Here is a 12,207-nt window from a genome sequence, read left to right as displayed (position 1 = left end):
GATCGTCGCCTCGCCGCACCCACCGCGGTGGCGCGATCTACTCGCTGTGCCATGGCAGGCCGATGGGTCTCTTCGGCCAATCTCTGTTCAGAATCTGGCTCTGTTCGGGAATCTGGTCATGATCCCACGATCATCCCGTCATGCCTGGGGCGCCAGACCGTTTTCGTGAAGCAGATGAGGTGCGCTAGCCGGTCTTGCCGTGCCGGACAAGGTCCTGGGCAATGGACAGCTGCAGCGCTTCCGCCAACTCTCGCGCCGCGCGATTCTCGGCGTCGATCTGCGCCCGGTATGCGGCGAATTCCTGACGCGGCCTGTCGAAGGACGAGGTGATCGAACGCTTGCCGGATGCGATCACCACGCCGGTCTTCGCATCGGCCAGCGTATAGCTGCCGGTCAGCGTCACGGAACCGGCGGTCGGCTCGTCTTCGTCGGTTCCGACCTGCACAAGTGCCGCGGACTCGACCGCTTCGGTCACGCCGAGATTGAGCGAATAGGCCGGCGAGGCCGGCTCGCCGGCGCCTCGTCCAAACCCGAAAATGAGATTGTTGCGCACCTGTTGGCCGTAACGCGTATTGACCGGCTTGATGCCGATCAACGCCAGTTCGGCACTGGCACTGGCCTGCGAACCCGACAGTGGCGCGCTCGAATAGAGCGGCCGCACCGTGCAGGCCGAGACAAGCGCGAGCGAACCTATCAGGCCGGCAAGCGCCATGCGGCGCAGCAAATGGCTCAACTCTGTCTTTTCCCGATCAGGCAACGACATTGACGATCCTCTGCGGCACGATGATCACCTTGCGCGGAGCCTTCCCTTCGAGTGCTTTCTGCACGAAGTCGAGAGCCAATACCGCTTTTTCGACCGCACCTTGGTCCGCGTCGCGGGCAATTGTCAAATCCCCCCGCTTCTTGCCGTTGACCTGTACCGGATAGGTGACTTCGTTGTCGACGACCAGCGCCGGATCGAAGACCGGCCACGGCCGTTCGGCAACGAGATCGGTGCCGCCGAGCGTTGCCCAGCACTCCTCGGCCAGATGCGGCATGACCGGCGCGATCAGATGCACGAGAATCTCCACCGCCTGCCGGCAGGCGCCTTTCAGCGCTGCATCGGCCTTGCCTTCGGCCACCTCGTTAAGCGGCGTGGTCAGCGCGTTGGCCAGTTCGTAGATGCGGGCGATGGCGCGGTTGAAAGCGAGCTTCTCGATATCCTCTCCGACCGCCTTGAGGATCTTGTGCGCGGCCTTGGAAACCACCGCGGCCTCGCCGCTGCTGGCCGCCACGGGCTTGATGCCGGCCAGTGTTTCCGCCGCCGTCGACACCAGGCGCCAGATGCGCTGGATGAAGCGATGCGCGCCGGCGGCGCCATCGTCGGTCCACTCGACATCGCGCTCGGGAGGCGAATCCGACAGCATGAACCAGCGCGCCGTATCGGCGCCGTAGCCATCGGTGATGTCTTCCGGGCTCACCGTGTTCTTCTTCGACTTCGACATCTTTTCCAGCGGGCCGATGGAGACGGTCTCGCCGGTGGCGATCTCGATGGCGCTGCGCTTGCCGTCGACGTCCTCCAGCCGAACTTCGGTGGGCGCCAGCCAGCGGCCGTTCGATGCCGAGCCAACGCGATAGGTTTCGTGCACCACCATGCCTTGCGTGAACAGGCCCTTGAACGGCTCGGCCAGATCGACATGGCCGGCCTCGCGCATGGCGCGGGTGAAGAAGCGCGAATAGAGCAGATGCAGGATCGCGTGCTCGATCCCGCCAATATACTGGTCGACCGGCAGCCATTCGTTGGCCGCCTTGGGATCGGTCGGTTCATGTGCCCACGGCGCGGTGAAGCGGGCAAAATACCACGACGAATCGACGAACGTGTCCATCGTGTCGGTTTCGCGCCGCGCATCCCTGCCGCATTGCGGACATTTCACATGCCGCCATGTCGGATGACGGTCGAGCGGATTGCCCGGGCGGTCGAAATCGACATCGTCGGGCAGCTTCACCGGCAGGTCCGCCTTCGGCACCGGCACCACGCCGCAAGCCTCGCAATGGATCATCGGGATAGGGCAGCCCCAGTAGCGCTGGCGCGAAATGCCCCAATCGCGCAGACGGAAATTCACCTTGCGCTCGGCCATCGGCCGGTTGCCGATCGTCTTCTGCTCCAGCAGTTTGGCGACTTCGTCGAAAGCCTGATCCGGCTTCAAGCCGTTGAGAAAGCGCGAATTGATCATCACGCCGTCATCGACATAGGCTTCATCGATGATCTGGAACGTCGCCGGATTCTCGCCTTCCGGCATCACCACCGGAATCACCGGCAGGCCATATTTGTTGGCGAAGTCGAGGTCGCGCTGGTCGCCGGACGGGCAGCCGAAAATGGCGCCGGTGCCGTATTCCATCAAAACGAAATTGGCGACATAGACAGGCAGCGTCCAGTTGTCGTCAAACGGATGGACGACGCGGAGGCCGGTGTCAAAACCCTTCTTCTCAGCTGTCTCCAGCGCCGCCACCGAGGTGCCCATATGGCCGATATCCTCGATGAACTTCGCCAGTGCCGGATTGTGCGCAGCGGCCTTCTTGGCCAACGGATGATCGGCGGCGACAGCCATGAAGGAAGCGCCGAAGATGGTGTCGGGCCTTGTCGTATAGACTTCCAGCTCATGCTCGCCATCGGAGGCGTCGGCCAGAGGCCAACGGATCAGCAGGCCTTCCGAGCGGCCGATCCAGTTCTGCTGCATCAGCTTCACTTTTTCCGGCCATTCGTCGAGGCCTTCGAGCGAATCCAGCAGATCCTGGGCGAAGTCGGTGATCTTGAAGAACCACTGCGTCAGTTCGCGCTGTTCGACCAGCGCGCCCGAGCGCCAGCCGCGCCCGTCGATGACCTGCTCGTTGGCAAGCACCGTCATGTCCTCCGGATCCCAGTTGACCTTGGAGGATTTGCGCGTCACCAGCCCCTTCTCGACAAAGTCGAGGAACAGCATCTGCTGGCGGTGGTAGTAATCGACGTCGCAGGTGGCGAATTCGCGCGCCCAGTCCAGCGACAGCCCCATGACCTTGAGCTGCTCGCGCATGGTGGCGATGTTCTGGTAGGTCCACTCCTTGGGGTGGACCTTATTCTGCATCGCCGCGTTTTCGGCCGGCATGCCGAAGGCGTCCCAGCCCATCGGGTGCAGCACGTTGAAGCCCTTGGCCCGCTTGTAGCGCGCCACCACGTCGCCCATCGTGTAATTGCGGGTATGACCGATATGGATGCGCCCCGACGGATAGGGGAACATCTCCAGCACGTAGTATTTCGGGCGCGGATCGTCATTGTGCGCTTCGAACAGCTTCTTGGCGTCCCAGGCCTTCTGCCATTTGGGCTCTGACGCGCGCGGATTGTATCGTTCGGTTGCCATGGGACGTTTTTCACTTAAAAGCATGCGCGAACTGCGGGCGATGGCTCGGCAGTTCAGGGAATGTGGTCCGGGTGTTCACCATGGTTTGGCAAACCCGTCAACCATATGGGTACCGCGTCTGACAAAAACGCCGGTCAAAACAGCAGGATTTGCATATGGGTGACGCCGTTCAGCAATTTTTCGCGGTCAAGGCGAAGATCGCCGCCGCCGAACGCGAGGCCGGCCGCGAAGCCGGCGCCGTGATCCTGGTCGCGGTCTCAAAGACCTTTGATGCCGCCGACATCGGCCCGGTCATCGAAGCCGGCCAGCGCGTCTTCGGCGAGAACCGGGTGCAGGAGGCGCAAGCCAAATGGCCTGATCTGAAGGACGCATTTCCCGACATCGAACTGCATCTGATCGGCCCGCTGCAATCCAACAAGGCTAGGGAAGCGGTAGCACTGTTCGACGTCATCGAGACGGTCGATCGCGAGAAGATCGCCGCCGAACTCGCCAAGGAGATCGCCAAACAGGGCCGCGCGCCAAAACTCTATGTCCAGGTCAACACCGGCTCCGAGCCGCAGAAGGCCGGCATCGAGCCCCGCGACGCCGTGGCCTTCGTCGCCCGCTGCCGCGACGTGCACGGCCTCGCCATCGAAGGCCTGATGTGCATCCCGCCGGCCGACGAGAATCCCGGTCCGCATTTTGCGCTGTTGGAGAAGCTTAGCAAGGAAGCCGACGTCGCCAAACTCTCGATGGGCATGTCCGGCGACTACGAAACAGCAATCGCCTTCGGCGCCACCAGCGTCCGCGTCGGTTCGGCGATCTTCGGCACTCGCTGAGACGCAACGGCGTTTGGGCCAATCCGACAGGCTCGTTGCTCCAGGACTGGAAACGAAACGTACCGTTCCTATTTGCTTTGGGTCGTCACAAACTCTCTGGAGCCGCCACCATGCGCTACAACCAGCTTGGAAATACGGGGATGTTCGTCTCCGAACTGTGCCTCGGCACCATGACCTTCGGCGCCGCCGGCCAGAATGCCCAATGGGGCCTGATCGCCAGCCTCGACCAGAAGGGCGTCAACGAGATCGTTGCCCATTCGCTTGCCGCCGGCGTCAATTTCTTCGATACGGCCGACGTCTACTCCTTTGGCGAATCCGAACGGTTGCTCGGCCAGTCGCTCAGGGATCTCAAGATCAACAGGCAGAATGTGGTCATCGCCACCAAGGCGCATGGCGCCATGGGTGAAGGCCCCAACCAGCGCGGCTCGTCACGCGGCCACATCATGGATTCGATCGATGCCAGCTTGGAGCGGCTGCAGCTCGACCATATCGATCTCTATCAGTTGCACGGCACCGACACGGTGACGCCGATCGACGAGACGCTGCGAGCGCTCGACGATCTCGTTGCCAGCGGCAAGGTCCGCTATGTCGGCGTCTCCAACTGGGCGGCATGGCGCATCGCCAAGGCGCTCGGCATCGCCGAGCGCAAGGGTTTCGCCCGTTTCGAGACCGTGCAGTCCTATTATTCGATCGCCGGCCGCGATCTCGAGCGCGAAATCGTGCCGCTGCTCAACGAGGAAAAACTCGGCCTGATGGTGTGGTCGCCGATGGCCGGCGGCCTGCTCTCCGGCAAATATGGCCCCGGCGCACCCGGCAATGGCGAAGGCCGCCGCGCGTCCTTCAACTTCCCGCCGGTCAATGAGGACCGCGCCTGGGCGGCCGTTGCCGTCATGCGCGACATAGCCAAAAAACATGATGTGAGCGTCGCCACGGTGGCGCTCGGCTATGTCCTGGCCAAGCCCTTCGTGATGAGCGTCATCATCGGCGCCAGCCGCATGGACCAGCTTGAACAGAACCTCGCAGCGACTGAAGTGAAGCTCGACACCGACGATCTCGCCCGCCTCGACGAGGTCAGCGCGCTGCCGTCCGAATATCCAGGCTGGATGCTGGAGCGCCAGGCAGCGGGCCGCCGTCCGGCGGCGTTCACGCCGAAAGCATAAATACAGCCCACGCTGACATCTCGGGAGCCGTGGCTCCGGAGATGTCAGGCCATCCGCACGGTCTCGACCAGAAAATCGAGAAAGGCGCGCACCCGCGCCGGCAGATGCCGGCCCTGGCCGACATAGACGGCGTGGGTCGGCTCCTCGTCACCCGGATTGAATGCCTCCAACAGCGGCACCAGTCTGCCGGCCGCTATGTCTTCCGCCACATGCCAGCGCGCCAGCCGGGCGATGCCCGCGCCCGCCAGTGCCATGAGCCGCATCGCCTCACCATCGCTGACCAGCGTGTTGCCGGTGATCGGAATCATGATGGCGCGGCCTTCCGCGTCGAGGAACGGCCAGCCATCGAGGTGCCTGACGAAGCCGAAGCCCATGCGGTTGTGCCTGTCGAGATCGGCTGGCGTCAGCGGTATGCCGTGCGTATCGAGGTAAGAAGGTGCTGCAACAACGACCACCGGGCTTTGCCCGAGCTTGCGCGCCACCAGCCGTGACCCACTCAATGGCCCGGCACGGATGGCAACATCGGCGCGCTCCGCCATCAGGTCGACGACGCTGTCGGTCAGCACCAGATCGACCGAAATCTCGGGGTAGCGTTCCAGGAACCGAGGCAGAAGCGGGACCAGCCGATGCACCCCGAAGGGCACGTAGCTGTTAATGCGCACACGTCCGCGCGGTGAAGCACCCGCCGCTGCCTCCTGCTCGGCTGCCGCCATGTCGGCGAGGATGCGCAGGCCGCTCTCGTAGAATGCTGTGCCTTCCGGCGTCAGTTGCAGCTTTCGCGTCGAGCGGCTGACCAGCCGCGCGCCAAGCCGGGCCTCCAGCCGCGCGATCAGCTTGCTCACCGCCGACGGCGTCATGCGCAACGCGCGTGCCGCGGAGGAGAAACTGCCTTCCTCGACGACGCGCACGAACACTTCGATCTCGCCGGAGCGATTGATGTCGGGCCTGGCCATTTATGAATCTATTTCACAGAAAATATGCCCAAGGCAAGTCTGGTTCACAATGCAGGGAAGCACGATCTCAGGGGTCGGGGCGCGGGACGGCGCTCTTCGCATCGAAGTGGAAAACCGCCATGCCTCTTGCTCTCTACGCCCTCGCCGCCGGTGCCTTCGGCATCGGCGTCACCGAATTCGTCATTATGGGTTTGCTGCTCGATGTCAGCAAGGATCTCGGCGTTTCGATCTCGGCTGCCGGCCAGCTCATTTCGGGCTATGCGCTTGGCGTCGTCATCGGCGCGCCGTTGCTGACCATCGCCACCGGCAACTGGCCGCGCAAGACCGTGCTTCTGGCGCTGATGGCGATCTTCACGCTCGGCAATCTCGCCTGCGCGTTGGCGCCCGACTACTGGACGCTGATGGGCGCCCGCATCATCACCGCCTTTGCCCACGGCACTTTCTTCGGCGTCGGCTCGGTGGTCGCCACCGGCTTGGTCGCGCCCAACAGACAAGCCTCGGCGATCGCGCTGATGTTCACCGGCCTGACCATCGCCAACATCCTCGGCGTGCCCTTCGGCACATGGCTCGGCCAGGCCTTCGGCTGGCGCGCGACCTTCTGGGCCGTGACAGTGGTCGGTGTGGCCGCCTTCGCCGTCATCCTGGCTCTGGTGCCACGCAGCCGGACGGCGCCCGAAAAGAGCGACCTGCGCGCCGATCTCGCCGTTTTGCGCCGCACCCCCGTCCTGCTCGGCCTCGCCACCACCGTGCTCGGCTATGCCGGCGTCTTCGCCGTCTTCACTTATATCGCTCCGTTGCTGACCGAGATCAGCGGCTTCAAGGAAGCAGCCGTGTCGCCGATCCTGCTCGTCTTCGGCGGCGGTCTCATCGCCGGCAATTTGCTTGGCGGCAAGGTCGCCGACCGCTGGCTTGTGCCGGCCGTGCTGGGCAGTCTGGTGGTGCTGGCCCTGGTGCTCGCAACGATGACCTTCGCCATCCACAGCCAGGTGATGGCCGTCATCTATGTCGGCCTGCTCGGTGCCGCCGCCTTTGCCACCGTGGCGCCGCTGCAGATGTGGGTGCTGGACAAGGCGCAAGGTGCCGGCCAGAGCCTCGCCTCGTCCTTCAACATCGCCGCTTTCAATCTCGGCAACGCCGCAGGCGCCTGGCTTGGCGGCGCGGTGATTGCCCAAGGGCTTGGCCTGGGTGCCCTGACCTGGGTCGCCGCCTTGCTGCCGCTCACGGCGCTCGGCGTGGCCGGACTGGCGCTGCGTCTCGATCGTACCCCGGCGCTCGGCGCACCTGCCTCCATCCGCTCGTGACTACCCTCGGCAAACCCTTCCGACACCCTTCATACCACCAGGAGTAAAAAGATGGATTATCGACGTCTCGGTGCATCGGGCTTGAAAGTGCCCGCACTCTCATTCGGCGCGGGAACCTTTGGCGGTTCCGGCCCGCTGTTCGGCGCCTGGGGCAACAGCGACGCCAGGGAAGCGCGGCGGCTGATCGACATCTGCCTGGAGGCTGGTGTCAATTTGTTCGACACGGCCGACGTCTATTCGAACGGCGCTTCTGAACAGGTGCTTGGCGACGCGATAAAAGGCCGCCGCGATGCCGTGCTGATTTCGACCAAGACCGCGCTGCCGATGGGCGATGGGCCGGGCGATTACGGCTCGTCACGTTCGCGGCTGATCAGATCCGTGGATGATGCGCTGAGGCGCCTCGGCACCGACTACATCGACCTTTTGCAGCTACACGCCTTCGATGCCGGCACGCCGATCGAGGAGGTGCTGTCGACGCTGGACAACCTGATCCGTGCCGGCAAGCTGCGCTATGTCGGCGTCTCCAACTTCTCCGGATGGCAAGTGATGAAGTCGTTGGCGCAAGCCGACAGCCAAGGCTATCCGCGCTATGTCGCCCATCAGGTCTACTATTCGCTGGTCGGCCGCGACTATGAGTGGGAGCTGATGCCGCTCGGCCTCGACCAGGGTGTCGGTGCATTGGTGTGGAGCCCGCTTGGCTGGGGCCGCCTGACCGGCAAGATCCGCCGTGGCCAGCTCCTGCCGGAACAGAGCCGGCTGCACGACACGGCAAGCTTCGGTCCGCCGGTCGAGGACGAGCATCTCTATCGAGTGATGGATGCCCTCGATGTCGTGGCCGAGGAAACCGGCAAGACCGTGCCGCAGATCGCCATCAACTGGCTGCTGCAGCGCCCGACCGTATCGTCGGTCATCATCGGCGCCCGCAACGAGGAGCAGTTGCGCCAGAACCTCGGTGCCGTCGGCTGGACCTTGACGCCGGAGCAGATAAGGCAGCTCGACGCGGCAAGCGAAGTCACCGCGCCCTACCCGTACTTCCCGTATCGGCGGCAGGAAGGCTTTGCCCGGTTGAACCCGCCGGTGGTTTGAGCGCATCGGGCCGTCATGGCGCAAGGTTCGCGGCCAGCGCCCCCCTCTGGCCTGCCGGACATCTCCCCCTCAAGGGGGGAGATCGGATGTCGCGGCGACTTTCGCCAATCGCAGGCGTAACAAGGGGCGGCGTTGTCGGTGGAGCTGCCAATCTGCCCACTTGAGGGGGAGATGTCCGCAGGACAGAGGGGGGCGTCGTAGAACGCCGACCTCAAGAAGCCGTTGCTGCGAAACTTGCCCCTAGTGCAGCACAAACTCCCCATCCACCTTGCGCCATTCATTCGGCGCGATCAGCTTCTGGTGGGTGTAGCTGATCGAATGCAGCGGCCCGTCCAGCTTGGCCTTCCAGAATTCGATGAACTTGATCAGCACCGGAAACTTCGGCGCGAGATCGTAGTCCTGCCAGATGAAGCTCTGCAGCAGATGCGGGTGATCGGGAAAGTGATAAAGAATCTTGGCAGTGGTCAAGCCATAGCCTTTGAGCATCAGGTCCATTTCGGCATGGTCGCGCATGACGGTCCCCAGGTTGATTCGCCTGTCCTCCCACGGCTGATTGTGCGCGCCGCTGATTAACCGTCTATTGATTTTTTCTTCATCTGAACCGGCTTTAGCTTGCGAAAACATGCAGTTAGCAGCGCACCTCTTCGAGTGCTGACAGCCCTGGAGAAGCTCCCTGCGGCATCCCGCCGCGCGAATCCAACGTCTAATGTTGCCGTAACGGCGGAACTAGTAATAATGCCGCCGAATTCGCGGCCGTGTCGCCGCGATCCCGCCGGCATTTCAAGCCGGCGATTGGTTCGGGAGGAAAGTCAGGAATGTCCGAGGTTCATGTCCATCGCGTCCAGCCGGCGTGGAAGAAAAACGCGCTGATCGACAATGACACCTACCTGAAATGGTATGCCGACAGCGTCAAGAACCCGGACAAATTCTGGGGCAAGCACGGCAAGCGCATCGACTGGTTCAAGCCGTTCAGCAAGGTCAAGAACACCTCCTTCGACGGCAAGGTCTCGATCAAATGGTTCGAGGACGGACTGACCAACGTTTCCTACAACTGCATCGACCGGCATCTGAAGAAGCGCGGCAACCAGACCGCCATCATCTGGGAAGGCGACAATCCCTACGACGACAAGAAGGTCACCTATAACGAGCTCTACGAGCATGTCTGCCGGCTCGCCAATGTGATGAAGAAACACGGCGTCAAGAAAGGCGATCGTGTCACCATCTACATGCCGATGATCCCGGAAGCCGCCTATGCGATGCTGGCCTGCACGCGCATCGGCGCCGTCCATTCGATCGTCTTCGGCGGTTTCTCGCCGGATGCGCTGGCCGGCCGCATCGACGACTGCAAGTCGACCTTCGTTATCACGGCTGACGAAGGCCTGCGCGGCGGCAAGCCGATCCCTTTGAAGGAAAACACCGACAGGGCGATCGAGATCGCCGCGAAAGCCGGAACGAAAGTCGAAAAGGTGGTGGTCGTGCGACGCACCGGCGGCAAGACCGGCTGGGTTTCAGGCCGCGACGTCTGGTATCACGACGAGATCGCGACGGTGAAAGCCGAATGCAAGCCCGAGAAGATGAAGGCCGAGGACCCGCTGTTCATTCTCTACACGTCGGGTTCGACCGGCAAGCCGAAGGGCGTGCTGCACACCACCGCCGGCTATCTCGTCTACGTCTCGATGACCCACCAATATGTCTTCGACTACCATGACGGCGACATCTACTGGTGCACCGCCGATGTCGGCTGGGTCACCGGCCACAGCTACATCGTCTACGGCCCGCTCGCCAACGGCGCCACCACGCTGATGTTCGAAGGCGTGCCGAACTATCCGTCGCAGTCGCGCTTCTGGGAAGTCATCGACAAGCACAAGGTCAATATCTTCTACACCGCGCCGACGGCGTTGCGCGCGCTGATGGGCGCCGGCGATGCGCACGTGAAGAAGACGTCGCGCAAGTCGCTGCGCGTGCTGGGTTCGGTCGGCGAGCCGATCAACCCGGAAGCCTGGGAGTGGTATTTCAACGTCGTCGGCAACGGCAAGGTGCCGATCGTCGACACCTGGTGGCAGACCGAGACCGGCGGCATCCTGATCACGCCGCTGCCAGGTGCGACCGACCTCAAGGCGGGTTCGGCGACGCGGCCTTTCTTCGGCATCAAGCCGCAGCTGGTCGACGGCGAGGGCAAGGTGCTGGAAGGTGCGGCCGACGGCAATCTGTGCATCACCGATTCCTGGCCGGGCCAGATGCGCACCGTCTATGGCGATCACGACCGCTTCGTGCAGACCTATTTTTCGACCTACAAGGGCAAGTACTTCACCGGTGACGGCTGCCGCCGCGACGCCGACGGCTATTACTGGATCACCGGCCGCGTCGACGACGTCATCAACGTTTCCGGCCACCGCATGGGCACGGCCGAAGTCGAATCGGCGCTGGTCAGCCATGAGAAGGTTTCCGAGGCCGCGGTCGTGGGCTATCCGCACGACATCAAGGGCCAGGGCATCTACAGCTACGTCACCTTGATGAAGGGTGCCGAACCGACCGAAGAGCTGCGCAAGGAGCTTGTTGCCCATGTCCGCAAGGAGATCGGCGCCATTGCTTCGCCCGACAAGATCCAGTTCGCGCCGGGCCTGCCGAAGACGCGTTCCGGCAAGATCATGCGTCGCATCCTGCGCAAGATCGCCGAGGACGATTTTTCTGCCCTGGGTGACACCTCGACGCTGGCCGACCCGGCCGTCGTCGATGATCTGGTCGCCAACCGGCAGAACAAGAAGAGCTGATGCAGGCCGCGCTGGGCACTGTCAGCGAACTCTGGCGCTATCCGGCGAGTTCGCTTGCCGGCGAGCGCCTGAAAACAATCTCGGTCGACGTCGAGAGCATCGACGGCGACCGCCTGTTCGGCCTTGTCGACGTGTCCGACAACGAGATCGCACGACCGGACCGCGACGCGAAATGGCACAAGGTGCCGCGCATCCGCACCCGGCTGTCGCCGACCCTGGAACTCGAGATTGCCGTTCCCGAGGGCGACTGGCTGGCCGCGCCAAGCATCGAGAGCGACCGCGCGGTGTCGGCCTATCTCGGCTTCGAGGCCTCGCTCCGTCCGTTTCGCCGCGAGAATACCGGGCCTGACTATGCCGGCCCGCTGACCGCGGAGCGCTACCGCAAGGCGCCGATTCATCTGTTGACCACGGCTTCGCTGGCACGCCTGAAAGCATTGCACCCGGAAGGGGTCGCCGACCCGCGCCGCTTCCGCCCCAACATCGTTGTCGACATGGCGGCGATCGAAGGCTCGTTTCCCGAAACGGAATGGATCGGCCGCAAGCTTGCCGTCGGCGATCTCCTGCTGACCATCTCGGAACCCTGCCGCCGCTGCGGTTTCACCATCGTCGCCCAGGATGGCTTCGACCATGATCCGGCGATCCTGCGCAACCTGGTCCGCCACAACGCCCACAATCTCGGCGTCTATTGCACGGTCGACAGGCCGGCGCGCGTCGAAGTCGGCGACGCGATGCGCTTCCTGTAAG

General features: G+C 63.4%; 10 protein-coding genes. 6 read left to right on the top strand and 4 right to left on the bottom strand.

Annotated features, from left to right (window positions below; translation table 11 throughout):
* Positions 1-184: 184 nt before the first annotated feature.
* Positions 185-763, bottom strand: coding sequence for an LPS assembly lipoprotein LptE (gene lptE, locus AC0NIL_RS05965; protein WP_013529029.1), 579 nt, complete (start codon positions 761-763; stop codon positions 185-187).
* Positions 750-3,374, bottom strand: a complete 2,625-nt coding sequence (leuS, locus tag AC0NIL_RS05960; protein WP_224674627.1) for a leucine--tRNA ligase — start codon at positions 3,372-3,374, stop codon at positions 750-752. Before leuS ends, lptE begins: the two co-directional genes overlap by 14 nt.
* 155 nt (positions 3,375-3,529) lie before the next feature.
* Between leuS and AC0NIL_RS05955 the strand changes: the two genes are divergently transcribed.
* Entirely contained in the window at positions 3,530-4,192 is a 663-nt protein-coding gene (locus tag AC0NIL_RS05955; RefSeq protein ID WP_027163466.1) for a YggS family pyridoxal phosphate-dependent enzyme, read from the top strand.
* A gap of 110 nt (positions 4,193-4,302) precedes the next feature.
* A complete protein-coding gene (locus tag AC0NIL_RS05950; RefSeq protein WP_024504218.1) occupies positions 4,303-5,352 on the top strand; it encodes an aldo/keto reductase in 1,050 nt (349 codons plus the stop codon).
* Positions 5,353-5,396: 44 nt separating this feature from the next.
* Here the strand turns inward: AC0NIL_RS05950 and AC0NIL_RS05945 are convergent, their stop codons facing one another.
* Positions 5,397-6,305, bottom strand: coding sequence for a LysR family transcriptional regulator (locus AC0NIL_RS05945; RefSeq protein WP_473572919.1), 909 nt, complete (start codon positions 6,303-6,305; stop codon positions 5,397-5,399).
* A 119-nt stretch (positions 6,306-6,424) separates the two neighbouring features.
* Between AC0NIL_RS05945 and AC0NIL_RS05940 the strand changes: the two genes are divergently transcribed.
* Complete coding sequence (locus AC0NIL_RS05940) at positions 6,425-7,606, top strand: MFS transporter (protein ID WP_024504216.1); 1,182 nt, start codon at positions 6,425-6,427, stop codon at positions 7,604-7,606.
* A gap of 51 nt (positions 7,607-7,657) precedes the next feature.
* On the top strand, positions 7,658-8,692 hold the full coding sequence (locus AC0NIL_RS05935) for an aldo/keto reductase (protein ID WP_024504215.1): 1,035 nt from the start codon (positions 7,658-7,660) through the stop codon (positions 8,690-8,692).
* Between the two features lie 240 nt (positions 8,693-8,932).
* On the opposite strand, the gene AC0NIL_RS05930 is transcribed toward AC0NIL_RS05935, so the two are convergent.
* Positions 8,933-9,205, bottom strand: a complete 273-nt coding sequence (locus AC0NIL_RS05930; RefSeq protein WP_013529022.1) for an usg protein — start codon at positions 9,203-9,205, stop codon at positions 8,933-8,935.
* 302 nt (positions 9,206-9,507) lie between these two features.
* Here AC0NIL_RS05930 and acs point away from each other — a divergent pair, with 302 nt between their 5' ends.
* A complete protein-coding gene (acs, locus tag AC0NIL_RS05925) occupies positions 9,508-11,463 on the top strand; it encodes an acetate--CoA ligase (protein ID WP_013529021.1) in 1,956 nt (651 codons plus the stop codon).
* Positions 11,463-12,206 (top strand): MOSC domain-containing protein, encoded by a 744-nt coding sequence (locus tag AC0NIL_RS05920; protein WP_024504213.1) that lies wholly within the window; start codon positions 11,463-11,465, stop codon positions 12,204-12,206. Before acs ends, AC0NIL_RS05920 begins: the two co-directional genes overlap by 1 nt.
* The last annotated feature ends 1 nt before the right edge of the window (position 12,207 follow it).

The organism is Mesorhizobium sp. WSM1343, from assembly GCF_055901535.1.
Note: the sequence above shows the minus strand (reverse complement) of the source record. Positions and strands in the feature narration are given on the sequence as shown.

Coding starts and splice junctions, on each gene's coding strand:
- lptE (WP_013529029.1), bottom strand. CDS start 763: ATGTCGTTGCCTGATCGGGAAAAGACAGAGTTGAGCCATTTGCTGCGC.
- leuS (WP_224674627.1), bottom strand. CDS start 3,374: ATGGCAACCGAACGATACAATCCGCGCGCGTCAGAGCCCAAATGGCAG.
- AC0NIL_RS05955 (WP_027163466.1), top strand. CDS start 3,530: ATGGGTGACGCCGTTCAGCAATTTTTCGCGGTCAAGGCGAAGATCGCC.
- AC0NIL_RS05950 (WP_024504218.1), top strand. CDS start 4,303: ATGCGCTACAACCAGCTTGGAAATACGGGGATGTTCGTCTCCGAACTG.
- AC0NIL_RS05945 (WP_473572919.1), bottom strand. CDS start 6,305: ATGGCCAGGCCCGACATCAATCGCTCCGGCGAGATCGAAGTGTTCGTG.
- AC0NIL_RS05940 (WP_024504216.1), top strand. CDS start 6,425: ATGCCTCTTGCTCTCTACGCCCTCGCCGCCGGTGCCTTCGGCATCGGC.
- AC0NIL_RS05935 (WP_024504215.1), top strand. CDS start 7,658: ATGGATTATCGACGTCTCGGTGCATCGGGCTTGAAAGTGCCCGCACTC.
- AC0NIL_RS05930 (WP_013529022.1), bottom strand. CDS start 9,205: ATGCGCGACCATGCCGAAATGGACCTGATGCTCAAAGGCTATGGCTTG.
- acs (WP_013529021.1), top strand. CDS start 9,508: ATGTCCGAGGTTCATGTCCATCGCGTCCAGCCGGCGTGGAAGAAAAAC.
- AC0NIL_RS05920 (WP_024504213.1), top strand. CDS start 11,463: ATGCAGGCCGCGCTGGGCACTGTCAGCGAACTCTGGCGCTATCCGGCG.